22 protein-coding genes are annotated in these 23,245 nt (G+C 60.4%); 20 read left to right on the plus strand and 2 right to left on the minus strand.

All coding sequences use genetic code 11. The annotated features are described in order from the left end of the window. Window positions 1–97: 97 nt before the first annotated feature. The 12 genes from Q0H23_RS05495 (at window position 98) to Q0H23_RS05550 (ending at window position 11,571) form a co-directional block, all read left to right on the plus strand. Entirely contained in the window at window positions 98–952 is an 855-nt protein-coding gene (locus tag Q0H23_RS05495) for a class II fructose-bisphosphate aldolase (RefSeq protein ID WP_293836466.1), read from the plus strand. A gap of 10 nt (window positions 953–962) precedes the next feature. After that, window positions 963–1,391, plus strand: a complete 429-nt coding sequence (locus Q0H23_RS05500; protein WP_293815417.1) for a PTS sugar transporter subunit IIA — start codon at window positions 963–965, stop codon at window positions 1,389–1,391. A 33-nt stretch (window positions 1,392–1,424) separates the two neighbouring features. Further along, the gene (locus Q0H23_RS05505; protein ID WP_293836468.1) at window positions 1,425–1,928 is read left to right on the plus strand and encodes a PTS sugar transporter subunit IIB; all 504 of its coding nucleotides are present in this window, start codon (window positions 1,425–1,427) and stop codon (window positions 1,926–1,928) included. Between the two features lie 39 nt (window positions 1,929–1,967). Continuing rightward, the gene (locus tag Q0H23_RS05510; protein WP_293815421.1) at window positions 1,968–2,780 is read left to right on the plus strand and encodes a PTS sugar transporter subunit IIC; all 813 of its coding nucleotides are present in this window, start codon (window positions 1,968–1,970) and stop codon (window positions 2,778–2,780) included. Beyond that, window positions 2,777–3,613, plus strand: coding sequence for a PTS system mannose/fructose/sorbose family transporter subunit IID (locus Q0H23_RS05515; protein WP_293815423.1), 837 nt, complete (start codon window positions 2,777–2,779; stop codon window positions 3,611–3,613). The genes Q0H23_RS05510 and Q0H23_RS05515 overlap by 4 nt, the downstream gene beginning before the upstream one ends. A 97-nt stretch (window positions 3,614–3,710) precedes the next feature. Next, window positions 3,711–4,658, plus strand: a complete 948-nt coding sequence (locus tag Q0H23_RS05520) for an aldo/keto reductase (RefSeq protein WP_293815425.1) — start codon at window positions 3,711–3,713, stop codon at window positions 4,656–4,658. A 2-nt stretch (window positions 4,659–4,660) separates the two neighbouring features. Next, window positions 4,661–5,752: an alpha/beta hydrolase gene (locus Q0H23_RS05525; RefSeq protein ID WP_293836470.1), complete on the plus strand. Its 1,092-nt coding sequence runs from the start codon at window positions 4,661–4,663 to the stop codon at window positions 5,750–5,752. 630 nt (window positions 5,753–6,382) lie between these two features. Continuing rightward, window positions 6,383–7,642, plus strand: a complete 1,260-nt coding sequence (locus Q0H23_RS05530) for a PTS transporter subunit IIC (RefSeq protein ID WP_293836472.1) — start codon at window positions 6,383–6,385, stop codon at window positions 7,640–7,642. A gap of 180 nt (window positions 7,643–7,822) precedes the next feature. Beyond that, entirely contained in the window at window positions 7,823–8,107 is a 285-nt protein-coding gene (locus tag Q0H23_RS05535) for a hypothetical protein (protein ID WP_293815431.1), read from the plus strand. A 54-nt stretch (window positions 8,108–8,161) separates the two neighbouring features. Beyond that, complete coding sequence (locus Q0H23_RS05540) at window positions 8,162–8,635, plus strand: PTS sugar transporter subunit IIA (RefSeq protein ID WP_293836474.1); 474 nt, start codon at window positions 8,162–8,164, stop codon at window positions 8,633–8,635. Window positions 8,636–8,637: 2 nt separating this feature from the next. Beyond that, window positions 8,638–9,414: a tryptophan synthase subunit alpha gene (trpA, locus tag Q0H23_RS05545; RefSeq protein WP_293836476.1), complete on the plus strand. Its 777-nt coding sequence runs from the start codon at window positions 8,638–8,640 to the stop codon at window positions 9,412–9,414. A gap of 15 nt (window positions 9,415–9,429) precedes the next feature. Beyond that, the gene (locus Q0H23_RS05550; RefSeq protein WP_293836479.1) at window positions 9,430–11,571 is read left to right on the plus strand and encodes an HTH domain-containing protein; all 2,142 of its coding nucleotides are present in this window, start codon (window positions 9,430–9,432) and stop codon (window positions 11,569–11,571) included. Window positions 11,572–12,217: 646 nt separating this feature from the next. Here Q0H23_RS05550 and Q0H23_RS05555 read toward each other — a convergent pair. After that, window positions 12,218–13,069: a MurR/RpiR family transcriptional regulator gene (locus Q0H23_RS05555; protein WP_293836482.1), complete on the minus strand. Its 852-nt coding sequence runs from the start codon at window positions 13,067–13,069 to the stop codon at window positions 12,218–12,220. Window positions 13,070–13,374: 305 nt separating this feature from the next. On the opposite strand from Q0H23_RS05555, the gene gnd reads away from it, so the two are divergent. The 8 genes from gnd to Q0H23_RS05595 all read left to right on the plus strand — a co-directional run bounded on the left by gnd (window position 13,375) and on the right by Q0H23_RS05595 (window position 22,201). Continuing rightward, window positions 13,375–14,310 carry a phosphogluconate dehydrogenase (NAD(+)-dependent, decarboxylating) gene (gene gnd, locus Q0H23_RS05560; protein WP_293836484.1) on the plus strand — a complete coding sequence of 312 codons (936 nt, stop codon included), beginning with the start codon at window positions 13,375–13,377 and terminating at the stop codon, window positions 14,308–14,310. Between the two features lie 3 nt (window positions 14,311–14,313). Next, window positions 14,314–14,802, plus strand: a complete 489-nt coding sequence (locus tag Q0H23_RS05565; protein WP_293815443.1) for a PTS sugar transporter subunit IIB — start codon at window positions 14,314–14,316, stop codon at window positions 14,800–14,802. Between the two features lie 14 nt (window positions 14,803–14,816). Further along, entirely contained in the window at window positions 14,817–15,587 is a 771-nt protein-coding gene (locus tag Q0H23_RS05570; RefSeq protein ID WP_293836486.1) for a PTS sugar transporter subunit IIC, read from the plus strand. 2 nt (window positions 15,588–15,589) lie between these two features. After that, window positions 15,590–16,420, plus strand: coding sequence for a PTS system mannose/fructose/sorbose family transporter subunit IID (locus tag Q0H23_RS05575; protein WP_293836488.1), 831 nt, complete (start codon window positions 15,590–15,592; stop codon window positions 16,418–16,420). A 124-nt stretch (window positions 16,421–16,544) separates the two neighbouring features. Then, a complete protein-coding gene (locus Q0H23_RS05580; RefSeq protein ID WP_293836490.1) occupies window positions 16,545–17,735 on the plus strand; it encodes a M20 family metallopeptidase in 1,191 nt (396 codons plus the stop codon). Window positions 17,736–18,614: 879 nt separating this feature from the next. Continuing rightward, on the plus strand, window positions 18,615–19,502 hold the full coding sequence (locus tag Q0H23_RS05585) for a sugar phosphate nucleotidyltransferase (RefSeq protein WP_293836492.1): 888 nt from the start codon (window positions 18,615–18,617) through the stop codon (window positions 19,500–19,502). Between the two features lie 624 nt (window positions 19,503–20,126). Next, complete coding sequence (locus Q0H23_RS05590; RefSeq protein WP_293836494.1) at window positions 20,127–21,320, plus strand: toll/interleukin-1 receptor domain-containing protein; 1,194 nt, start codon at window positions 20,127–20,129, stop codon at window positions 21,318–21,320. Between the two features lie 335 nt (window positions 21,321–21,655). Then, complete coding sequence (locus Q0H23_RS05595; protein ID WP_293836496.1) at window positions 21,656–22,201, plus strand: hypothetical protein; 546 nt, start codon at window positions 21,656–21,658, stop codon at window positions 22,199–22,201. Window positions 22,202–22,440: 239 nt separating this feature from the next. Here the strand turns inward: Q0H23_RS05595 and Q0H23_RS05600 are convergent, their stop codons facing one another. Next, on the minus strand, window positions 22,441–23,232 hold the full coding sequence (locus tag Q0H23_RS05600; protein WP_293836498.1) for a glycosyltransferase family A protein: 792 nt from the start codon (window positions 23,230–23,232) through the stop codon (window positions 22,441–22,443). Window positions 23,233–23,245 lie beyond the last annotated feature (13 nt).

Below are 23,245 nucleotides of genomic sequence, written 5' to 3' on the forward strand. Positions count from 1 at the left end.
CGCAACTCAGCGGCCCCGCACTTTACTTCGTGTTCAACCAGCTGACGAGCTGAGAACTGTCCGATCCAATGGTTATCCAGGTGAAAGGAAGACAAAGATGTCTCTCATCAAGGTCAACGAGCTTCTTCAGCATGCGACCGAGCACCACTACGGCGTGCCCGCCATCAACGTCATCAACACGGAGACCATCCGTTACGCGATCCAGGCCGCCGAGGATGAGCACATGCCCATCATCATCCAGTACTGGCCCGGCTTCGAGGACCACTGCGCCCTCGACATCATCGCCTTCGCCGCCCGCTACTACGCCGAGCGTGCCAGCGTGCCCGTCGCCGTCCACCAGGATCACTCCGCCGGCTACGAGATCGCCGTCAAGGGCGTCAAGGCTGGCTTCCCCTCCGTCATGGTCGACGGCTCCTCGCTTCCCTATGAGGAGAACTTCCAGCTCACGAAGGAAGTCGTCCAGGTTGCCAAGATCTTCGACGTCGACATCGAGGCCGAGCTCGGCCACGTCGGCAACGGCTCCGACGCGAACGACTTCGTGAACAGCGATCACTACACCGACCCGAACCTCGCCGAGGAGTTCGTCGAGGGCACGGGCTGCGGCTCGCTCGCCATCGCTGTGGGCAACGCGCACGGTCCGTACGTCAAGGTCCCGAACCTCGACATGGAGCGCATCAAGGCCTGCAGGGAGGCCGTCAGCGTGCCTCTCGTCATGCACGGTTGCTCCGACATTCCCGACGAGCAGCTCCAGGAGGCCGTGAACCTCGGCATGAGCAAGTTCAACATCGCCACCGAGTACTTCCGCTCCATGTACCGCGCCTTCGAGAAGGACATCAACTCTGGCAAGAACGACGGCAACGGCGTTGGCCTCCTGATGGACGCCGCCCCCGACATGCGCGCCTTCGTCGCCAGCAAGATTCAGCTCCTGAACCCGAACCACTACTCGCTCTAGGAGGGGCTTGATGAAGAAGATTCTTGTCGCGTCGCACGGCCACCTCGCAAGCGGAATCAGGAGCTCGATCGAGATCCTGACCGGCATGTCCAATCTGGTGGAAGCGGTTGACTGCTACGTCGACGACACGGACTTCACACCGCGTATCGAAGCCTTCATTGACTCGGTGGGCCCTGATGACGACGCGGTCATCTTCACCGACATCTACGGTGGCTCCGTCTTCCAGAAGGTCGTCCTCATGGAGCCGGAGAAGCACGGAATCGTCCACGTCACCGGCATGAATCTCGGCCTCGTGATCGAGACGCTCATCAGCGCAGAGCCGGTCACGGCAGAGTCGCTCAAGCAGAGCATTGAACTTGCGAGGCAAACGATGCAGGTAGTGGAGCCGCCGAACAGCGTTTCGGACGATGGGGAATCCGACGGCGACTTCTTTGACTAACGGTCTATTCAATACGTGGGGAAGGGAACGGCAATGATTGTTCAGGTTCGAGTCGATGATCGTCTGATTCACGGGCAGGTCGCCCTGGTGTGGACCAAGGAGCTCAACACCACCAGGATCATCGTCGCCAACAAGCACGCGGTGGAGAGCGATGCCCTTCGCATGACGCTTTCCATGGGCACGCCGGCGGGCCAGAAGCTGCTCGTCAAGGACGTTCCGGATGCCTGCCGCATCGCGAACGACCCGCGTGCGGATTCCATGCGCATCTTCGCGCTCACCAACTGCGTACGCGACGTGCTGGAGTTGGTCAAGGGTGCCCCGGGCAAGATCGAGGGCGTGAACGTGGCCAACGTCGGTCGCTTCGACAAGTCTGACCCCGCCACCAAGGTCGCCCTTAACGACACGATCATGCTCAACCCGGACGAGCTTGCCGCAGCCAAGGAGCTTTGCGAGCAGGGTATTCCGGTCTTCCATCAGCTCATCCCGTCTCACACCAGGACTCCTCTCAAGAGCCTGATCGAGGCGGCGGAGAAGTAAGGGGCTGGCCATCTGGCCAGACGAGGGAAAGGAAGTCAAATGATTGGGTTGGCAGTAATGGCCTGGTTGACCGTGCTGATTTGCTACGGTGGTAACTGGGTTCTCGGTCAGTGCATGATCGAGCGTCCTCTTGTGGTTGGCCTTGTTGCAGGCCTCCTGATGGGCGATGTCAAGACCGGTGTCATCATCGGTGCCTCTCTTGAGGCGATCTTCATGGGCGCGGTGAACATCGGTGGCGCTATCTCCGCCGAGCCCGTTACCGCGACCGCTCTCGCCGTCGCCTTCACCGTTGGCGCTGGCATTGACCAGGGCGCGGCCATCACGCTGGCTGTTCCCGTGGGCGTCGTCACCGCGTTCCTCTCGATCTTCATGAACAACGTGTTCCTCGCGTTCTTCGCGGCCACCTTTGACAAGATGGCCGCCGAGGGCAACGAGAAGGGCCTCGCTGTTCAGCACTTCGTCCTCTGGTTCGTTAAGTACGCCGCCTTTGGCCTCATCGCCTTCCTCGGCGTTTACCTTGGTGCCGAGCCCGTTGCCGCTATCGTCAACCAGATTCCGGCCAACGTCATGAACGGCCTCAACGCCGTGGGCGCCCTCCTGCCCGCCGTTGGTATGGCGCTCCTGCTCCAGATGCTCTGGAGCACCGAGCTCAGCATCTACTTCTTCCTGGGCTTCACGCTCTACCAGTACCTCGGCCTCCCGATGATCGCCATCGCCGTCCTCGGCGTCATCATCGCGATCGCCTCCGCCCTCCGCGACAAGGAGATCTTCGACCTCACCAAGAAGGGCGTGTCCACCCAGGCCGTTTCCGGCGACTCTGCAACCAGCGACGAGGAGGATTTCTTCGCATGAGCAACCTGACCAAGAATGTGAGCCCTGAAGACAAGAAGATGCTCAACAGCATTTTCCTGCGCTCCTTCTCCGTGTTCGCTTCCTGCGCCGGCGGTTCCGTCAAGGCTGGCGCCGACGGCTGGCTGTATTCCGTCCAGCCCGCGCTTAACCGCTACTACGCCGATGACCCCGAGGCTCGCGCCGACGCCATGAAGCGTCACACGACCTGGTATAACATCACCCAGAACGTCGGCACGTTCGCCATGGGCCTCGTTGCCTCCATGGAGAGGGAGAACTCCGAGCACGATGACTTCGATACCGAGTCCATCGACGGTATCAAGGTCTCCCTCATGGGCCCGATGTCCGGTATCGGCGATGCAATCTTCTGGGGCGTCCTGCGTGTCATCGCCGCCGGCATTGGCATCAACCTCGCCATGAGCGGCTCGCCCCTCGGCGCGATCATGTTCCTGCTGATCTACAACATCCCGTCGATTCTCTGCCGTTACTTCATGACCTACCTCGGCTTCAGCATGGGCACCAACTTCATCTCCGAGATGTACGAGGGCGGCCTCATGAAGCTCATCACCAAGGCCACCTCCACGATCGGCCTCGTGATGATCGGCGCCATGACCGCGGCGAACGTCAGGTTCAACACGATCCTGTCCATCCCGGTCCAGGATTCTGACCCGGTCATGATCCAGACCTACCTCGACTCCATCTTCAAGGGCCTCGTGCCCCTGGCCCTCACGCTCGTCGTCCTGTGGCTCCTGCGCAAGAAGAACGTCAACGTCAACATCATCCTGGTTGGCATCATGGTTCTCGCGCTCGTCCTCGGCCTCGTGGGCATCGTGTAAGGCGGCTTCAGGGATATCCGAAGCTTGTTCAAGGTAATTCCTGGCGGCACGCGTTCGAGCGCTTTCGACGCGTGCCGTCCTATTAGAAGGGGAAACTATGCGCTACACGCACCTCAAGAACTCTGACGTTGACGTCTCCCAGCTCGCCGTGGGCACCTGGGCGATCGGCGGCGACTCCTTTGGCGAGAACGACGGCGACGCGGCCAGCATGTCCGCCATCCGCACGATGCTCGAGCACGGCGTCAACCTTGTCGACACCGCTCCGTGCTATGGCAATGGCACGTCCGAGAAGATCGTTGGCAACGCGCTCAGGGGCATCGACCGCGAGAGCTACCTCCTCTCGACCAAGGTTGGCCTCATCACCAGTGCCAACGGCTATGACCGCGACTCCTCGTTCAAGAACATCATGAGGGAGGTCGAGAGCTCGCTGCGCAACCTCCGCACTGACTACATCGACTTCTACTTCGTGCACTGGCCGGATGCCAAGACCCCGTTCTCCGAGACGATGTGCGCCCTCCAGCTCCTCAAGGAGCAGGGCAAGATCCGCCACATCGGCGTCTCCAACTTCACGACGGAGATGATCGAGGAGTGCGAGAAGGTCGCCCAGGTCGACGTCCAGCAGCCGCCCTACTCCATGGTCGATCGTTCCTCCGAGGACCTTATCAAGTGGGGTTACGAGCGCGGCATCGACTCCTTCACCTATGGGTCCCTTGGCGCGGGCATCCTTTCCGGCAAGTTCCGTGAGCTGCCGAAGTTCGAGGAGGGCGACGTCCGCGGCGGCTTCTACGACTACTTCCAGGAGCCCAAGTTCTCGCGCGTCCAGGAGCTGCTCAAGGTCATGGACGAGATCGCCGAGGCTCACGATAAGCCCGTGGCGCAGGTCGCCGTGAACTGGAGCACCCAGAAGGAGTACGTGGGCACCGCTCTCGTAGGCGTGCGCACGGACGCCCACGCGATCCAGAACTGCGAGACGTTCGAGTGGGAGCTTTCCGCCGATGAGATGGCCAAGCTCGACGCCAAGCTCGACGAGCTGAAGATCGGCTAATCATGGAAGCCGAGGAGAGGAAGTACCCCACTTCCGAGCTTGAAGTACTTGAGCGTGGAGTCAGGGAGGTCGTCGAGCCTAACGGCCTGAAGCTTGTGCTGAAGCCCGTGCCGGGTGACGACCGCGAGCACGTGCTCGACCCGCGCGTCTATGCTCGTGCGCACGCGAAGCTCGCTGCGGCTCCTGCGGCAGGGTCGGCGCCGGCCGGACCGGTGGACGTGATCGCGTGGCGCTCTGCACCCAACAAAGAGACCCATGTCGTGAGGGGCGCGAACGTTGCCAAGAAGACCGTCGTCATGAACTTTGGCGACAGGGGCATCCCGCTGCACATCTTCACGCCGGAGGGGCATGAGGATGGGTCCGCCGCGCTCGTGTTCATCCATGGCGGCGGCTTTATGGTGGGCAACATCGGCCAGTACGAGAACTGCCTGCGCGACATCGTGGAGCGTACGGGTTGCGTCGCGATCTATCCGGAGTATCGTCTGTCTCCCGAGACGATGTTCCCGGGCGGCGTCGAGGACTGCGTGAAGACGCTCGACTGGCTTGTCGATCACGCTGACGAGTTGGGCGTTGATGCGACTCGTATTGCCGTGGCTGGCGACTCTGCGGGCGGTAGCCTGACGAATGCCGTCGTGCTCGAGGGCTCTCACGCGGATAGGATCAAGGCGGTTGTCGAGCTTTACCCGCTCGTTGACGGTGGTCCTATTCCGGATGAGTGGTCCTACGACCTGTACGAGATCGTGGATGAGCAGAGGGCCGAGGCTCTGAGCAGGGTTGATCGCATTCGCCTCGCCAACGACGACCTGCCGCCCATGTACGTCAACGGCGACATGGACAAGATGCTCGATCCGTTGATTTCCGCACTGCTCGCGGAGGACGTGAGCATGTATCCGCGTACGGTCATCATCTCTTCCGAATATGACTACCTGCGCTATCAAGACGAGCTCTTCGCGAAGAAGCTACAGGACGCGGACGTTGACGTTACCGCGATTCGCTACTGTGGCTGCGACCACGGCTTCTTTGAGACGTATGGCGTGATGCCCCAGGCGGAGGACGTCTGTCGCGTCATCTCCGGGGAGATTGCGAAGATCTAAGGGCTTGCTGCAGCGGGCTCGCGGGGGGGGTTGCCTGGCCTGGCCGGACGCATTGCGCGTCTGGCCAGGCTTTTTGTGTCTGGAGCGCGGGACGGGCGGCGCCGTGCTCTGGGCGGGCGCCGGGGTGCGACGGCGATACTGGGGCGACGGGCGCGCCGCGCTCATGGAGGCGGCGGCCTATTTGCGTTGAGGTTGTCTTCCGGTCTGTTATGAGACTATCCCTTAATAGTTATTTCCGCGCTGATGGTCAAAAACACCATCTTGGCGTATGGTCCGCTGCTTGTAGTGGCCAACTTGCTTGACCACGGTCAAACAAGTGGGTCGTGAATCGCGTGTTTTAGCGCTTGCGAGTGATCGAACGCTTCCATTTGGGTCCTTTCGGGGTGGCTGTTGGCCTGTCCGCGCGTCTGAACGGCTCGCGTGCGTACGCCAAGATGGTCTTTTTGACCACCCGCCCCAGAAAACGGGTCGCCAATCAAGCATCGTTGCCCGATCGTGCCGCGCATCCGAGGCGCGCGCCATTCGCCTGTTCAAAGTTGCAGGATTTCGCAGTGAAACAACTGGTCATTTTGGCAGGCATTGCCGCCCATAAACTCAGTCTCAAGGTAACTCTCAGAAAGGGAGGCACTAATGGACGTCATTATGGGCGCCTTGAACTGGTACGCGGCGCTGCCGTCATCCGTCATGGTTATGATCGGAATCTTTTTGGTTGGCTTGCTCCTTGCCAGGCTGAAGGTGGGCGAAGCCCTGCGCTGTTCCATCTACGTCGCCGGCGCGCTCGTTGCGATGAGCACGATGGTCGGCATGTTCTCCGGTGCGGCAACCCCAATCCTCATGCAGGTCGTCGAGGCGACCGGCCTCAAGCTCGACATCATCGACCTTGGTCTCGGCTCGGCGTACTCCTCCGTCCTCTTTCCGCTGAGCTTCTACGCGATCCTTCTCGTCGTCGGCCTTGCCGTTAACGCCCTGATGATCGTCCTCAAGCTCACGGACACCTTCGACGTCGACGTCTTCAACTACTCCGTGTGGGCTCTGGCCTCGTCCTACGTCTGGGCCATCACCGGCAGCGTGCCCCTCGCCATCGTCGCTTACATCATCAACGAGGTCGTCGTCCTCAAGCTCGCCGACATCACCGCGCCCGCCATCCAGGACGCCTACGGCCTCGACGGCGTCTCGATCCCTCACGGCAACGCCGTCATCTTTGCCCCGGTCGGCATGGCCGTGAACTGGGTCATCGAGAAGATCCCCGCCCTTGCCAAGATCGACTGGAGCACCGACAAGATTGAGGAGCGCTTCGGCGGCCTCATCTCCCCATCCATGATCGGCTTTGTCATGGGTATCGTTCTCGGCATCGCCGGCGGTCAGAACGTGGGTCAGACCCTTCTCCTTGGTGTCACCATCGCCGCCTTCATGATCGTTTTCCCGCGCGTTGAGAACGTCCTGGTCGAGGGCATCACTCCGGTCGCCGACGGCATGCGCGAGATTTGCGCCAAGAAGTTCAACCGTGAGCTCAACATCGGCCTCGACGCCGCCATCCTCATCGGCATGCCCGACGTCATGGCAACGGGCATCCTGGTCACCCCGGTCGTGCTCCTGCTCGCGTTCATCCTCCCGGGCAACCGCGTCCTGCCCATGGCCGATCTCGCCATCGCAGCCCCGTTCCTGATCAGCTGCTGCATGCCCTACTGCAAGAAGAACATCTTCCGTGGCTTCATCGCGGGCGTCATCGTCATGATCATCACGCTCTACGTCTGCACCGCGACGGCTGGCTGGTACACGCAGTGCGCAGCGATGAACGGCCTGCCCTTCGAGTCGATTTCCACGACGCTGGGCATTGGCTCGAGTTGGGTCGCGTGGGCAATCGGCCAGGTATTCGCGCTCTTCGCCTAACGGCTCCCTTCTCCGGACGGCGGCGCGGAGTCCCTCCTCGGAGCGCCGCCGTCTGTCTCGTACTTCCGCGGGTCCGTTGCTTGCGCCTTCGCGGCGCCGCCCGCCTTCCGCTTGGGTCACCGGCGCGTAACGGCGGAACCCGAGCGAATTCCCTCATCCGCAAATCGAACGGAGGCACTTATGGACACCAAGAAGATCGTCGTCGCCTGCGGAACCGGTGGTGTGACCTCGAAGAACATCGCAATGAAGATCGAGAAGTACCTCAAGGGCAAGGGCATCGATGCCAAGACTTCGACCTGCCGCGTGAGCGAGGTGGCCGCCCTGGTCTCCCAGATTCACCCGGACGTCGTCTGCTCGGCGACGCAGCTGCCGCCGCTCGACGTACCCACGATCAAGGCGACCGCCATCCTAACGGGCGTCGGTGCGGACAAGGTCTTCGAGCAGATTTACGACATCGTGAAGTAGAGAACGCTCTAGGGCGGCGCGCCAACGCCGCCCTTGCATTTGGAAGGGACTAACGTGAGCGAAAAGATTGCGATAAAACCCGAGCTGGTGATTCCGGATCTCGTAGCCGCCGATTCGCAGGACGCGATCAGGCAGCTCGGCGAGGCTCTCGTGTCCGCCGGCTATGCGAAGGGCTCCTACGTCGACGCCGTGCTTGAGCGCGAGAAGAGCTATCCCACTGGCATCGAGTTCCCGCTTTGCGGCGTTGCGATGCCCCACGGCGAGCCGGACGATGTGCTCGGCGCTGCCATCGCGATTGGCCGCTGCGCCAATCCGGTTCCCTTCAAGCGGATGGAGGACTTCTCCCAGGAGGTGGACGTCCGGCTTGTCGCGATGCTGGCGGTGGCGGACCCGGCCGGGCATCTCGACGTCCTTGGCAAGCTGATCGCCGCCTTCTCAGACGAGGAGACGTGCGCGGCGCTTTTGTCCAGCGATGACCCGGCGGCGATCGCGAAGATTGTCGACGACGCAATTAACGGAGGAGAGTGACCATGAACCACATGGAACAGGTCCTTGGCGAGAAGAAGGCCGCCGGGCACAAGATCTTCGTGGGGTACTTCCCCTTGGGCGACCCTGCGATGGGAGACCAGGTCGCGCGTGTAGGCGAGTTCATCGCCGATGGCGTTGACGTTCTCGAGCTGGGCATTCCGTATGAGAATCCCGTGCTTGACGGAGCGGTTGTCTCCGCGTCGATGGCGCGTGCCCTTGAGGTGACGACTTCCGTCGCGGCCATGGACTCGATTGCCGAGCTCAGGGCGGCATATCCGGACGCGTGCCTCCAGATCATGTGTTACTACGAGACGATCGAGGCCATGGGCACCGAGGCGTTCTGCGAGCATGCCGCCGCCGTCGGCGCAGATGGCGTGCTCGCGCCCAATGTGCCGAGCGGGGCGAAAGCAGGCCTGGCGGAGGCACTCGACCGCGCGGGCCTCCTCCAGCCGCTGTTCGTTCCCGTCGATCTGGCAGATGCCGATGTCGCCGCCTTTGCCGAGGCGGGCCGCGGGTACATGTTCCTGCAGGCGCAGGAGGGCAAGACCGGGCCTCGTGACGGCGTGTCTCCGAGCGTCGAGGACAACGTCAGGCGTCTGCGGGAGGCTGGCGCCACGGCTGCGCTTTGCGCGGGGTTTGGCATCTCGAAGCCACAGCAGGTCAAAGACTTGATGGCTATGGGCGCCGACGGCGTTATCGTGGGAAGCAGCATCATCGATGCGGTTATCGCGGGTGACTCCCGTGAGTACATCTCGTCGCTAAGGGCGGCGCTGGACTAGACGAGGAGCGTGCGAATGCGACAGATGAGCGCTCGCTCGTGGGACATCCTGCAGTGTCTCATGAAGGATCCGTTCACTGCCATGACGGCGCAGCAGCTCGCGCGCAAGCTCGGCGTCTCCGAGCGGACCGTAAGGTATGAGATCGCCGCGCTCTCCGATTGGCTCGGGGAGCGCGGCATTACGCTCGAGCGGGTTCCGCGCAAAGGGTTCTTCGTGGCCTCGCAGGACGTCGCCCGTGCCGCCGAGATTGCGTTCGAGGGCGAGGGCGCGCCGGATGCGGAGAGCGTGTACCTCTCCGCTGAGCAGCGTGCGAATGCCATCGTTGCCGCGTTGCTTGACGAGACGTGCCCCAAGACCATGGCGGGCATGGCCGAGGCGCTTGGCGTGAGCCGCGCCACTGCCGCGCGCGACCTGAAGCGCGCGGGGGAGTGGCTCGCCTCGCACGGCGCGCCACTCGTCGCGACGCCGCACGGTGGCTGGTCCCTCGAGGCGAGTGAGTACCGCCGACGCCAGGTGATGGCGGAGTTCGTCAGGAAGGGGCTTGGTGGATACGCTGGCCTTCTCGCGGCGTCTGCCGCGGACTATGACGAGGAGATTCGCAAGAAGGGCTTCGTCTGCGAAGAGCAGCTCGAACGGATGGCCACGGCGCTCGATCGCTATCTCGATGAGACGAACGACGACCTGACGGATGCCGCCTTCATCGAGATGACGTGCTATCTCAACGCCGTGCGCCACAGGACGTGCCAAGGGCGCTACGTCTTCGAGCTTCCCGGCGGCCTCGACGAGGTGCCGACGGATGAGCGCCGCGCTCTCGAGGCGCTGCTTGCTGCCATCGGGGCCGAGGCGGAGGGCGAGAGCCTCTCGCGCGAGGTCGAAGCCTTGGCTGCCATGCTCGCCGCTTTGCCTCGCATGCGCGCGGATTCTTCCGGTGTGATCCGTGCGGGCACGGCGGAGCGCATCCTGAACACGCTACTCTCGGTCGCTTCGGAGGAGACGGGCTGCGACCTCTATCTCGACACGGAGCTCGTCGATGGTCTCCGCGTGCACGTTCGCGCGCTGCTCGCGAGGGAGAGGCTGGGCCTCCAGGCGAAGTGCGAGCTCTTGCCGGATATCCGCAAGCGTTTCCCCGAGCTTTTCGAGACGTGCGCCCGGGCGATGCTCGTCGCGCAGGGGGAGTATGGGCTGAGCGCGATCGACGATGAGGTCGCGTTCGTGGTCCTGTACGTGGGTGCCGCGCTCGAGAGGCTGCGCCAGGGGCCGACGATCGACCGCTCCGTTCGCGCGGCTCTCGTCTGCGGGGCGGGTATCGGGACGGTCGCGTTTCTGTCGAGATCGCTCGCGAAGGAGTTCTCGCATCTCGAGATAGTCGCGAAGCTCTCGACGCGCGACTGCTACGCGTTCGACTATTCCGGCGTTGACGTCGTGCTGACGACGGTCGAGCTGCCGCAGGCGCTGCCGCGGCCTGTCATTCGTGTTACGCCGATGCTGACGCGCGTCGACGTGCGCAGAATCGAGGCGTTTCTTCACTCGCCCGCGAACGGCGACGAGGGCGTATTCGTCTCGCGTCTGCTTGACGTGGTGCGCGCGAATTGCGACGTGCGCGATGAGGAGGCGCTGGAGCGGGACGTCCGCGAGCTTCTTGGCATGGGTGGCGGCGAGGAACGTGGCAAGCTCGTGCTTCCCGGATTCCTGCGGCTCGACGAGCTCGTGAGCGAGGAGTTCGTCGAGGTCGGCGTTGTGGCGGAGACGTGGGAGGATGCCGTTGCTAGGGCGTCGAGGCCCTTGCTCGACGCTGGATGGATGACGGAGGACTACTACCGCGGGATTCTCGACTTTGCCAAGCGCTACGAGCAGTTTGGCGTGATCCTCGCGCCGCTCTGCGCCCCGCATACGGAGCCTGACGAGAGGAATCGCCCCGCGATATCCGTGGTGACGCTGGCGGACCCCGTGCGTGTGAGGATGGGCGGAGAGGACGTCGCGCTGAGTGTTGTCATGGTGCTCTGCCTGCAGACGCCGGTCGCGCACTCTGCGGCGCTCGATGAGCTGTTTAGCATTGTGGACGAGTATCCCGGGTTCATCCCCGCGCTCGAGGTGGCGGCAAGCCCGGCTGCGCTGGTCAGTGTTGTCTCCGAGTATTGTCGTCGCGTGCGGGCGTAGGGTGCGGGCGGCGCGGCGTGCGGGGTTGATGGCCGTCGCGGTGTCGTCGTTGATAGGACGTTGCATATGGTTGTCAGGTGCCATATCAAGTGCTTCTAGGGCGTCCGTAAATAGTAAATTTCCGTGCCGGTGGTCAAAAATACCATCTTGATGTACGGAACGCCGCTGAAATGGGGCCAGTTGCTTGACTGCGGTCAAATAACCGGCCATTAACCTGCATCAGTGAGCGCCTGAGCACTTGATCTCGGGCCCCTGCTAGCCTGAAACGGTCCGGCTGCGCCCATGGATGGCCTTTGGGCGTACGCCAAGATGGTATTTTTGACCACTCACCCATTAAATTGTCCGTTATTAACAGTCGGAGACGCGAAGCGTGCGCAAAAGTTTGTGTGGTGGCACCATAAAGCAATCCTGCCGATATGATTTCGCACGTTCGAGGTCGTCGAATTGCCAAACTGTTTAGCTGCGCAAACGTAATTCCGCACGCCGCGCGTAAGGTAAAAACCGAAGCCTGCTGCCAGTAAAACCGAAGCCGAGCATCCGAAGGCGACGTCCGAGTCGAAATCCCCACCCTTGGTCTCAAGAACGGCGCAGCCGTTCGGCTGGCTGAAGGCAGATAACTGCTGCTAAAGCGGTCGCAGAGTCGCCGTTACTCCTCCTTTGTGGGAGAAATGGCGTTGCGGATGCGGCGCAGCGGCTCTTTGGCCCGGTCCTGGCTGGCGAACATCACGATCGTGAATAGCGAATCAACGATGGCAAGTTGCGCGATCCTGCTCGAGAGCGACTCAGAGCGATAGCCGGTCTCGTCGGAGGAGGAGAGAAGGATGACGTCGGCGAGCTCGGCGAGGCGCGGCGACGAGTAGCTCGTGATCGCGATGACGCTCGCGCCCGCCTCGCGGGCGATGTTCGCGATATCGAGTGTGTCGCGCGTAAGACCCGTGTGCGTTGTGACGACGGCACAGTCGCCTGGCTTGAGCAGGGCCGCCTGCATGCGCTGGACGTGAACGTCCATGCCGTACTGCACGTGAAGCGGCGAGCGCATGAACTTGTGGAAGGCGTCGTATGCGACGACGTTCGAGCCGCCAACGCCAAAGAAGGACACCGTGCCGGCTTCGAGCAAAAGTTTGCTCGCGCGCTCGACGTTGCTCGCGCTGAGGAGCGCATTGGTGTCTTGAAGTGACTTGACGCTGGAGGAGAAGACCTTGTGCGCGATTGCGAGGGCATCGTCCTTCTCGTCAATGTTCTCGTGAATGGACACCTCGGGGTCGAACTCCTCGGAGAGGAGCTCGTTCCTAAAGTCGCGGAAGCCCTTGAAGCCAAGCTTCCTGGTGAACTGGAAAACAGTTGACGGGGCGATACTCAGCGAGTCGGCGATCTCGTTGATTGTCATTCGCGAAACTTTTTTCGGGTCCGAGAGGATGAAGTCGGCGATGCTCGCTTCCTTGGCGCTGAGCGAACGGTAGAGCGACCTGATTGCGAATTGAATCGACTGCTGTGCCATTTCGGTCACCATCCTGATAAATCCCTGGTCTTTGGCCCATTCTATCGAGTCTTCCAGACCTCTGCCTACCCTAATTTACCGTTCGCGCCAAATACGTGGCCGTTCACCGCAACAAAAATTACTTCTTTGACAATGATATCAGACCGAAAAAACTTCGCATATAATGACGCCAGCTTCAGAACGGAGTTTTTCGGGTGCTGGCTTCCAGAAGGCAACAAGCTTGGCGGGCTGCGACTGCGCAAGAGCGGCGAGAGTAAACCGAACCAGCCGACAGCACGCCCGCTTTAAGCACGACGAAGAGGGTGGTGCATTTGGAGATCGGAATTGTAGGACTTGGAAAAATGGGGGCCAATATCGCCCTTAACCTGGCGGATCACGGGCACAAAGCGGTCGGTTTCGATTGTTCAGAAGCTTCTGTGGCTGCCGCCGCTGCCTCAGGTATCGAAGTCGCCTCCACGCTCAAGGCCCTTGTCGAGGCACTTTCCATGCCGCGAGTCCTTTGGGTTATGGTGCCCTGCGGCGACCCGACGGAGTCCTGCGTGACGAGCCTCCTCGAGATTCTCGACGAGGGTGACATCCTCATCGACGCCGGTAACTCGTTCTACAAGGATTCGCAGCGCCACGCGGCGATGGCCGCGGAGAAGGGCGTCCGCTTCCTTGACGCCGGCACCTCTGGCGGAAAGTCGGGCGCTCGCACCGGTGCCTGCATCATGGTTGGCGGAGACCGCTCGGCGTTCGATCACGTCGAATCCGCTCTCGAGGACCTTACCGTTGAGGGAGGCCTGCTCTACACCGGCCCCGCCGGAAGCGGCCACTTCATGAAGATGGTCCACAACGGTGTCGAGTACGGAATGATGCAGGCCATCGGCGAGGGCCTTGCCGTGATGCGCGCGAGCGGCTTCGGCTATGACCTCGAGGCGGTGGCTCACAACTGGAACCACGGCTCCGTTATTCGCGGCTGGCTCATGGAGCTCATGGAGGACCAGCTTGCCTCGCATCCGGACCTCGCCGACATCCGCGGCGTCGTTGCTGCGAGTGGCGAGGCCAAGTGGACCGTGGAGACGGCGCTTGACCTCGAGGTTCCCGTTCCTGTGATCGCCCTCTCGCTCATGGAGCGCAATGCCACCCAGATCGAGGACTCTTTCTGCGCCAAGGCCGTGAGTGCGCTGCGCAACGGCTTTGGTGGCCATGAGTACGTGGGGCTTGACGGGCAGAACCACACGAGTGCGGAGGAGAAGTAGTCAATGGCAGAGATCAAGCTGACGCGTGTCGACTATCGCCTGGTCCACGGGCAGGTCGTGACGCAGTGGGTGAAGATTTGCGGGGCGGACCGCATCATCATCGTGAACGACGAGCTTGCGGACGACGAATTCATGACGGACATCTATCGCATGTCCGCTCCCGCGGGAGTGTCCGTCGAGGTCAAGACCGTCGACCAGGCCTGTGAGGAGTACAAGGCTAATGCCTTTGGCGGCGGCAAGCTCCTCGTCCTCTTCAAGCGCGTCGAGGACGCGCTCGCCGCGGTCCGCGGTGGCGTTGAGCTCGCAGACGTCCAGATTGGCGGCCTCGGTGGCGGCGCCGGGACGACGACCGCGTTTGGTATCGCATTCAGGCCGTCTGACGTTGACGCCATGAAGGCGCTCGACCAGGAAGGCGTCCACGTCCACGTTCACGTCGTTCCCGCGCAGCAGGATGTTGAACTCCCTGACCTTATTAATAAGCTCGGCTTCTAGGAGGCGTATCGAAGATGTCTGGCATCGCAATCGCTCTGTTCTGTGGCCTCTGGCAGGTGATCTCGACAACCGACTTCGGCTACACCCTGTCTGACACCCTTGGCCAGCCCGTAGTGGTGGGTGGCGTCGTGGGTCTGCTCATGGGAGACGTCCAGACCGGACTCGTCCTCGGCGGATCGCTCGAGCTGCTCTACCTGGGCATTATCTATCCTGGCGGAACTGTGCCCGCGTGTGCGTCCTCCGCGGCGCTCATTTCGATCCCCATCGCCATCTCCACGGGGCTCGACGCTGGCGCGGCGACGGTTCTCGCCGTTCCGTTTGGCATCCTCGGCTCCGCGCTTTGGACACTCAAGGGCGCTGCCAATAACATCTGGTCCGTCAGGGTCGATGCCTGCCTCGAGAAGAACGATTTCCGCGGCGTGCGCATGAACACGACGATCCTGCCGCTGCTCGTCTCGGCTGTCATCTTCTTCGTGCCGGTGTTCCTCTGCAACATCCTCGCTGCGGAGGTAGTGACGGCGATGATCGACGCGATTCCCGAGTGGGCTATGAACGGCATCGAGGTTGCCGGTTCGCTGCTGCCCGCCATCGGCTTCTCCATCGCGATCTCCATGATCGGCAGGAAGGAGATCATGCCGTTCTTCTTCATTGGCTACTTCGCGGTTCAGTATCTCGGTCTTGGCGCCATCGCCATCGCGATCTTTGGTGCGTGCGTCGCGGTTCTCTACTACTTCCTGGGCAACGCCCCCGAGAAGCAGCCCGTTACTAACAAGGGAGGCGAATAGCCATGGCAGAAGAGGAGAAGGACCAGCAGATCCTCACCAAGAAAGACATCAACAACGCCTGGCGTACGTGGTGGCTGTATGCCGAGGTCCAGAGCAACAACGTCGTGTTCCAGGGTCTTTCGCACATGCTGTCGCTTATGGGCCCGCTCCGCAAGCTCTACCCGGATGACGACGACTACCGCGAGGCGCTTAAGCGCAACAGCCAGTTCTATAACACGGAGGGCACCATCGGCGCTGTTGTGAACGGCATGACGCTTTCGATGGAGGAGGAGCGCGCGACGGGTGAGAACGTGCCCGACGAGGTCATGTACTCCATGCGCACGGCGCTCATGGGTCCCATGGCCGGCATTGGCGACAGCCTTGTCTGGGGAACTTGCAAGACCATCTCGCTTTCGATTGCGACGACCTTCGCCCTCTCGGGCAACCTGCTCGCCGTCCCCGCGGCGCTGATGTTCCCGCTGGTGACGTACTTCATTGGCCGCTGGCTGTATGGCCTTGGCTATGATCTTGGCCGTACCGCCGTCATGAACATGCTCAAGAGCGGCATCATGGACAAGATCATCATGGCCTGCGGAATGCTTGGCCTCATGGTCATGGGTGCCCTCTCCGCCGAGAACGTGGCGCTTGAGATTGCGACGGAGTTCACGCTCGAGAACGCGGCTGACCCCATCTCGATTCAGGGGATGATCGATGCGGTGGCACCCGGCCTTCTGCCGCTCGCGGTGATTGGGCTGGTCTATCTCTACCTTAAGAAGCACAACAATAAGTATGGCCTGCTGATCGTTGGGATTATTGGCCTTTCGATTGTGGCGAGCTTCTTCGGGATTGTGTAGATCTGGGCGGGACGTCGTTGAGCCTAGACTTTGGGCTCGCGTGTGATTGCTTGGGTGGCGCTCGGGCCGTTGCGCCCGGGCGCCACTTTCGATATCTAGCTCATGGCATGAGAGGTGGTTCACGATGCTTCAAGACGAAGTGAGGAAGTTCGTTGGCGATGCCGTTGACGGGGATATCGACGCCATGTGGGCCGTGTCCAAGGATATCCACGCGCATCCGCAGGTTGGCTTCGAGGAGACCTACGCGAGCGCACTCTGCCGAGAGGTCCTCGCGAAGGAGGGCTTTGCCGTCGAGGACGCGTGCGAAAATCTGCCCACGGCCTTTAGGGCTTCGTGGAACAACGGCGAGGGCCCTCGCATCGCCTTCTTTGCGGAGTACGATGCGCTTCCCGAGCTTGGCCATGCGTGCGGTCACAACCTCATCGCCACGAGCGCCATGCTTGCGGGCATTGCCGCGAAGCGCGCGATGGCGCAGTTTGGCGTCGCCGGCTCGATCGAGGTCTTTGGAACGCCAGCGGAGGAAGACGGCGGCGGCAAGATCATCATGCTCGAGAGGGGCGCGTTTGACGGACTCGACGCTGTCTACCTCATGCATCCCACGAGCGCGATGACGCGAATTGGTGGAGAGTGTACGTCGTTTAAGGGCGCGTATGTTACCTATGTGGGCAAGCCCGCGCACGCGGAGTCTCATCCGGAGGAGGGCGTGAACGCCTTTGACGCCGCATCGTTGTTCCATCAGGCGCTGGGCGTCTCTAGGCAGCAGCTCCCGGATGATGTGCACGTCTGCGACGTGATACTCGATATCTCGAACGACATCGGGCGCATCCCGGCGAGGGCCAAGCTCGAGGTAGAGGTGTCTTCCACGAACGGCTCTCACGTTGAGCCGGCGATGGACGTGGTGAGGCGCGCGGCGCGCGGCATCGCCATGGCGACGGGGTGCGAGGTTGAGATCGAGGAGCTCGGCGGGTATTTGGGCCGCATTCCCAATTCCGTGCTGGGCGACGCCGCGCGCGGAGAGCTCGAGGCCTTTGGCGAGCCGGTCATGGAAGGGATGCCCGGCGACAAGGGCGGCGAGGATCTGGGCGATGTGAGCCGCGTCATGCCGGCTTGCAACATCTTTGGAACGATTCTGCCGGAGAGGAAGATCTCTGGGCATACGCCCGAGTTCCGCGAGCTGGCGATTTCCGAGAACGGACGGCACTGCCTGCTCGTGACGAGCAAGGCGATGGCGTGTGCCGCCTTGAATCTGCTGCGCAACCCGGAGCTTCTCGCGCAAGCGCGCGAGGAGCTGGCGGAAAGGCTGGCTGGGGAGTAGTAGGTGCGCGAGCGGTGCGCGCGTGTGGCGCGCGCGGGACCATTCGGGCCCTTCCCGCATGCGGGGAGGGCCTATTTGCGCGAGCGGTAGTTGGGGTGCGAACGCGCGCGAGCGCCTCGGGACCGGCGCGCTGCGTCGCGGCCGGCTCTTATTAGTGCGAGGGGACACCATCGATAGACGTTGCGCTGCGGCGTCGAGCGCGTTCGACGCTGTTAAGCCATCCCTTAATAGCGTTAATTCGAGCCGCTGGACAAAAACGCCATCTTGGCGTACGGTCTGCCGCTTGCGGCGCCCTAGTTGCTTAACCGTGGTCAAGCAACTAGGGCGTGAACCGTGCATTTTAGGGCTCGAGAGCGGCTAGGCGCTTCTCTCCGGTCCCTCTTGGGACGGGTATTGGCCCGTCCACGCGCTGAAACGGTCCCTGGGCGTACGTCAAGATGGTGTTTTTGACCACCTGCGACGGAAAACGGTTCGACAATCAAACGCTGTCGCTCGGAGTGTGCGGACGCATGGGCGTTGGGTGGCCTGGGGCGCTTGCCTTCTCAGACGTATGCCCTGGCAGACGGACTGATGTATAGCTCCGTTACCTGCACAAACGGAAAATCCGAATCAAAACGACGGAAAATCCGAATGCTACGCGCATGAAAATCCGAATCCCGCGGCCAGCAAAATCCGAATCCAAGGACGACTTGTGGCGCGTCGCGCAGCTACTCGCCGTCCGCCCGACATGCCCGCCGCCTGCGCATATCCCGTGGTATTTTGCGAGTTCGCTCGTTTTGCGGTCGTTCAGGGCGCACTATATGCAACGCAGCCGTTGGCAAGCTGCGATTACAAGCCAAATCAACAAGCCAAACAACAAACCAAACGGAGGGCAACGCAATGAAGTCCATTATCCCCGCCGCCGGTCTGGGTACCCGTTTTCTCCCTGGTACGAAGGTCACGCCCAAGGAGATGCTTCCCGTCCTCGACAAGCCCGTCATTCAGTACGTGGTGGAGGAGGCCCTTGCCCCGGCCGAGGTCGACGAGTGCATCATCGTGAGCTCCCCCTCCAAGCCCCAGATCGCCAGCTACTTCACGCGCGACCCTGGCCTGGAGGACCTCCTGCGCTCCCGCGGCAAGGACGCCTACGCCGACGCCATCGCTGAGGCCGGCAGCGTGCCGGTGAGCTTCTGCTACCAGAGCGAGCCCCGCGGCCTCGGCCACGCGGTGCGCTGCGCGTCGTTCGCCACGAACGGCGAGCCGTTCTTCGTGCTGCTCGGCGACTACGTGGTGCCCGACAAGAAAATCCTCCCGCGCATGAAGGAGGTCTCGGACGCCCACGGCGGCGCCTCCGTCATCGCCGTGGCCGCCTGCCCGGCGGACGAGGTTTCGCGCTACGGCATCATCGCCGGCGAGCCCGTCGGCGCCGTCGCGGACTTCCCCGGCGCCACCGGCGACGAGGAGGGCGCCGTCTGGCGCATGACCGGCATGGTCGAGAAGCCCGCCGCCGAGGACGCGCCCAGCCGCCTGTTCGCCGTCGGCCGCTACCTGCTGTCGCCGCGCGTGATGGAGCTCCTGTCCGATCAGCAGCCCGGCGCCGGCAACGAGATCCAGCTCACCGACGCCATGGTCCGCGCCATGGCCGAGGAGGAGCTCTACGCCCTGGTCATCGACGTGCACGAGGGCTATGACACCGGCACCCCCGCCGGCTGGATCGCCACGAACGCCCGCCTCGCCGCGGCCGACCCGCGCTTCGCCGCCGCCTTCAAGGAGGCTATGGAGGGGTAACCAGCAGCTGGATTGGTAGATCATTCTTTTCCTATTTTTTGGCCGCCTACTTCGCATGGAGAAGTGGGTGGCCATGCTGTTTACAAAGGGCCTATTGTGTGCTGACGACTTCGTTTGCAGAGGAATCGTCAAATTAGTTCGGAGTGCGCTCACGGAGGATAAGGTGGGAGAAGCTCAAGTTTATTTTGGACTTATTCTTTGCGACAAAGAATTTGGGGGATAGCACCATCTCTTTCGCTCCGGGCAAGAGCCGCTCTGTCGCCGTTGCGGTTGGAGGGGCGGTGCTCCCGAAATTGTTGAAAAGGCCTAGTGTGTCAGGTGAAGGGCTTGGCCAAGCTCCTTAAGTACTTGCTGTAATCAACGTATCGGGTGTGAGCGGCGGTTTACGTCCGTTATGTCAGGTCGTGGCCGGCTCCCCATAATTCCATTGTGAATCGCAGCGTTGGCCGTACGGCAAGCCGGTTATCCTTGCTTGGGGTCAAGCTGATTAATGGTGGCTCAGCCAAGTCTAGCAGTTGGCGTGAGATTGGCTATTAGTATGCTCCTTCGAAAGAAGATGGGCGGGGAGTGTGGTAATCAAGGACTAAGTACTTAACACCATCGCACTATTACATTGGAGCGGAATTGGACATCGATGGCTTTTTCTCCTATGCGCACAACGACAATATTCACGCTTGCCTAAGCACGCTGAAGACGGACTTGTGCAATGAGTACAGGCTTGTTACCGGTTCGAGGCTCGATCTTTATATCGACGAAGAGCGTCTCTCGTGGGGTGACAAATGGAAAGAGAGCATCCAAAGCGGGATAGATGGTTCCTCATTTTTTATTCCAGTTCTATCTCCTAATTATTTTAGGAGTGGTAATTGCATAAAAGAGCTGGAGCAATATCTCAGGAAGGCAGAGCTATTTGAAGCGAAGGAACTCCTGCTCCCACTTTACTTCTCCGATGTCCAAGACGAGGCGCTTGGACTTGACCTTGATAACGAACTTATAAATGAGGTGCTGGAATATCAGTATTGCGATATGCGCCGTATTCGCTTTTGCGAGCGCGGGAGTGCGGAGTACAACAAACTACTTAATGACGCAGTTCGAGACCTAGCCAGGGCGAATCAAAGGCTATTTCTGCGTTCAAAGGAGGAAATAGGGGAGCATTATTCTACTGAATTGAAGAAATCAGCCGAGCTGAAGAGAGATTCTGCGCGCGATTCGACTGCGTCAGGAACAACCGAGATTGTCCTCGCTGAATCCAGCGATAAATCCGAGGGGCGTCAAAGGTTTTTGCTGGATGACAACCTTGAATTCAAAGAGGTCATCGACAAACTATCTGAAGACCTGGCCGATATCAGCGAGTGCATAGAATCTATAGGCGAAATAACTAATAGGCACTCTGAATTCATGTCGGCGGAGAAAAACCTCAGGCCAGATAGTGCGCTTGCACTTGTTGCGCGCTATGCCGCGGAGCTTCAGCCCGAGGCGGACGAATTCTATCAGATGGCAGTCCGCTATTTTGCCCACACGAATGAGGCGGATCTCCTGATTCCCTCCGTCGCCGATGCGCTAAAGATGGCCAGAACGCCTTCGGACAAAATGGACTCTGATTTTGAGTGCCTAATTGAAAACGCTAAGGTTGCCAGGGTGCAGATGATGGGTTTTCGGAGTGCCCTTGGAGACGCGAAACGGTTGTCTAGGGTTTTGTATAAGCCTTTGAGCTCGATTGAAAAGTCGACGACGATTTGTTTGACCGCAATTGAAACCACGATAGATTGGAAAGACAGCTTTGTTTCCGAATGGTCTTCTAATCGCCAAGCTCTTGGGTAACGATGCGGACCATGCTTGCCCTAGGGCGGTGACTATATATAGAGCGCTGATGGCTGGGCGCGGGGTGCGCATGGTTGCGCGTCCTCTTTCGGGTGGTCCCCTCTCTGCGCCAAGGTGTGTCGACTTGCGGAGACATATTATTGGATTATGTTCGAATTGCATGGCAAGTGAAGGATGGGCTTGCAAGACGTGATGGTCTGCCGAGTCCAAGTCGAACTCCGAACCTGTTGGGAAAGATCATATCTGCCCATGTTATGCGGCCTATGGCGTTATTGCGCCACTCGTAGATTGACTATTTGGAATCAATGACAGAGCTGAAATGCGAGGAGGTGCCTATGTGGGATGCAATCGTGCCGGCAGTGACGGCAATTGTGGGCTCAGCGGTCGGATTTCTATCGCAAGCTCTGCTTGAACACGAAAAAGATAAGAGCGCATGGAAAAGAACTTGCGGCGAGTATAAGATTCGTGAGTATTTCTCGTGCATCGATTCATATTCCAAATTGAGGGTTTCTTTTTCCGAAATAGGGAAGGCAACGAGCGGGCGAAAGCGATTGGAAGACTGCCTCTCTGAAGAAGAGAAAGACGAAATGAGAGAGAGGGATAGACGCGCTGCATCTGCTGTGGATAGATGTTGGGGCTGTCTTGACGAAGCGCATGGGGCGACCAATCGCTTGTGTTCCATCGGGGCCAACAGGGTGATGGAGGATTACAGGCTCATAGAGAGCCTAATCAATGGCTATTTTGTCGACGCTTATCATGTCGCCATGGAGAACAACGGGCTGTTCGTTGCAAGTCGTCACCAAGAGGCTTTGGAGGAGCTTGACAAGCGCATAGATAGCTTGATCCTTCATGTAAGGGCCGATCTTGAAGTAGCGGATTAGGGAACGAGCAACGATTGGGACTATTCAGTAAATCGTGGGCCACCTTTTGCCGGCAAACTGTGCCAGACGTTCGGTTAGCGTCGCGCGTGGCGTGGATTTTGCTTTAAAGGTTCCTTTCAGGATACCGATGGGTTTAGCCAGCTTTGTCACACGCGAACCGATGGGGCGCCCGGCTCACTTAAGCCGGGCGCCCCATTTACGTAGAACCATATATTTGCATTTACGGTCTTCGAACTCGCCTAGCCGTTGCTCTTTTGCCCTGCAGCATAGAAGTGGTTTACGAACCTAGCAATCGGTTTGGGCCAAAACATGGAGAGCATCGCAAGATCCTCTTTAGTCCTGGTGTCATCTTTAATGAGCGCGGAAGTCTCTGACCCCTCATGAATGCGATGCCACATGAGAACTTCGGGGTCATATACAAACGATCCGTCCATACGCGAGAACTTCTCCCATGCCTGCCAGTCAAGGTCTGATTTGAATCCAGCGGTGAACAGAGGTTGCTTAAGGGAGGGAAGTACGTAGGTTACCGACGGACAGCAGATGGGCGAGCCGAGCGAGAGACAACGCCTGCGCACAAATGTCGAATGCGCGTGTTTTCCGCTCTCAAGTGGCTTGAGCAGCGCTCTTTTAATGTTGAGCAGCCTGTTATCGGTTACCTTTCCTTCTTTACGAAGCTCGCCATACCCCGTGAAAAAGATGAGAGGGTCCTTGGCGGCGTTAATCCGTTCAAGCATTTGTTGCGAATAGAGAGGCTCGTAGACGTCGTCTTGGTGAGCGATGGTTACGAGCGGTGTTACGCAGTGGGACACTGCGCAGTTCCAGTCATGAGCTATGCCTGGCTGTCCGCTGTTTATGAAGAGCGCGACACCGTACTTTCTTGCAACTGCTGCGATGTAGTCGTTTGGCGTAGAGGTTGAGACGATGATGTTCGACTTGGTCTCTTGAGAAAGAAGCGATTCGAGGCACTCCCCAAGGTAGGGAGACTCTCCGTAGGCACAAAGGGCAAAGGTGTGATCTGAGGGGGAATACACGTGGGCTCCTGAA

Source organism: uncultured Parolsenella sp. (assembly GCF_934660935.1).
In the GTDB taxonomy this organism is placed as follows: domain Bacteria; phylum Actinomycetota; class Coriobacteriia; order Coriobacteriales; family Atopobiaceae; genus Parolsenella.

Bases quoted from the DNA above. Each gene is read 5' to 3' on its own strand.
- Q0H23_RS05570 (WP_293836486.1), top strand. From the start codon at position 14,817: ATGTCTGGCATCGCAATCGCTCTGTTCTGTGGCCTCTGGCAGGTGATC.
- trpA (WP_293836476.1), top strand. From the start codon at position 8,638: ATGAACCACATGGAACAGGTCCTTGGCGAGAAGAAGGCCGCCGGGCAC.
- Q0H23_RS05565 (WP_293815443.1), top strand. From the start codon at position 14,314: ATGGCAGAGATCAAGCTGACGCGTGTCGACTATCGCCTGGTCCACGGG.
- Q0H23_RS05495 (WP_293836466.1), top strand. From the start codon at position 98: ATGTCTCTCATCAAGGTCAACGAGCTTCTTCAGCATGCGACCGAGCAC.
- Q0H23_RS05595 (WP_293836496.1), top strand. From the start codon at position 21,656: ATGTGGGATGCAATCGTGCCGGCAGTGACGGCAATTGTGGGCTCAGCG.
- Q0H23_RS05550 (WP_293836479.1), top strand. From the start codon at position 9,430: ATGCGACAGATGAGCGCTCGCTCGTGGGACATCCTGCAGTGTCTCATG.
- Q0H23_RS05535 (WP_293815431.1), top strand. From the start codon at position 7,823: ATGGACACCAAGAAGATCGTCGTCGCCTGCGGAACCGGTGGTGTGACC.
- Q0H23_RS05575 (WP_293836488.1), top strand. From the start codon at position 15,590: ATGGCAGAAGAGGAGAAGGACCAGCAGATCCTCACCAAGAAAGACATC.
- Q0H23_RS05520 (WP_293815425.1), top strand. From the start codon at position 3,711: ATGCGCTACACGCACCTCAAGAACTCTGACGTTGACGTCTCCCAGCTC.
- Q0H23_RS05505 (WP_293836468.1), top strand. From the start codon at position 1,425: ATGATTGTTCAGGTTCGAGTCGATGATCGTCTGATTCACGGGCAGGTC.
- Q0H23_RS05580 (WP_293836490.1), top strand. From the start codon at position 16,545: ATGCTTCAAGACGAAGTGAGGAAGTTCGTTGGCGATGCCGTTGACGGG.
- Q0H23_RS05530 (WP_293836472.1), top strand. From the start codon at position 6,383: ATGGACGTCATTATGGGCGCCTTGAACTGGTACGCGGCGCTGCCGTCA.
- Q0H23_RS05515 (WP_293815423.1), top strand. From the start codon at position 2,777: ATGAGCAACCTGACCAAGAATGTGAGCCCTGAAGACAAGAAGATGCTC.
- Q0H23_RS05525 (WP_293836470.1), top strand. From the start codon at position 4,661: ATGGAAGCCGAGGAGAGGAAGTACCCCACTTCCGAGCTTGAAGTACTT.
- Q0H23_RS05555 (WP_293836482.1), bottom strand. From the start codon at position 13,069: ATGGCACAGCAGTCGATTCAATTCGCAATCAGGTCGCTCTACCGTTCG.
- Q0H23_RS05510 (WP_293815421.1), top strand. From the start codon at position 1,968: ATGATTGGGTTGGCAGTAATGGCCTGGTTGACCGTGCTGATTTGCTAC.
- Q0H23_RS05585 (WP_293836492.1), top strand. From the start codon at position 18,615: ATGAAGTCCATTATCCCCGCCGCCGGTCTGGGTACCCGTTTTCTCCCT.
- Q0H23_RS05500 (WP_293815417.1), top strand. From the start codon at position 963: ATGAAGAAGATTCTTGTCGCGTCGCACGGCCACCTCGCAAGCGGAATC.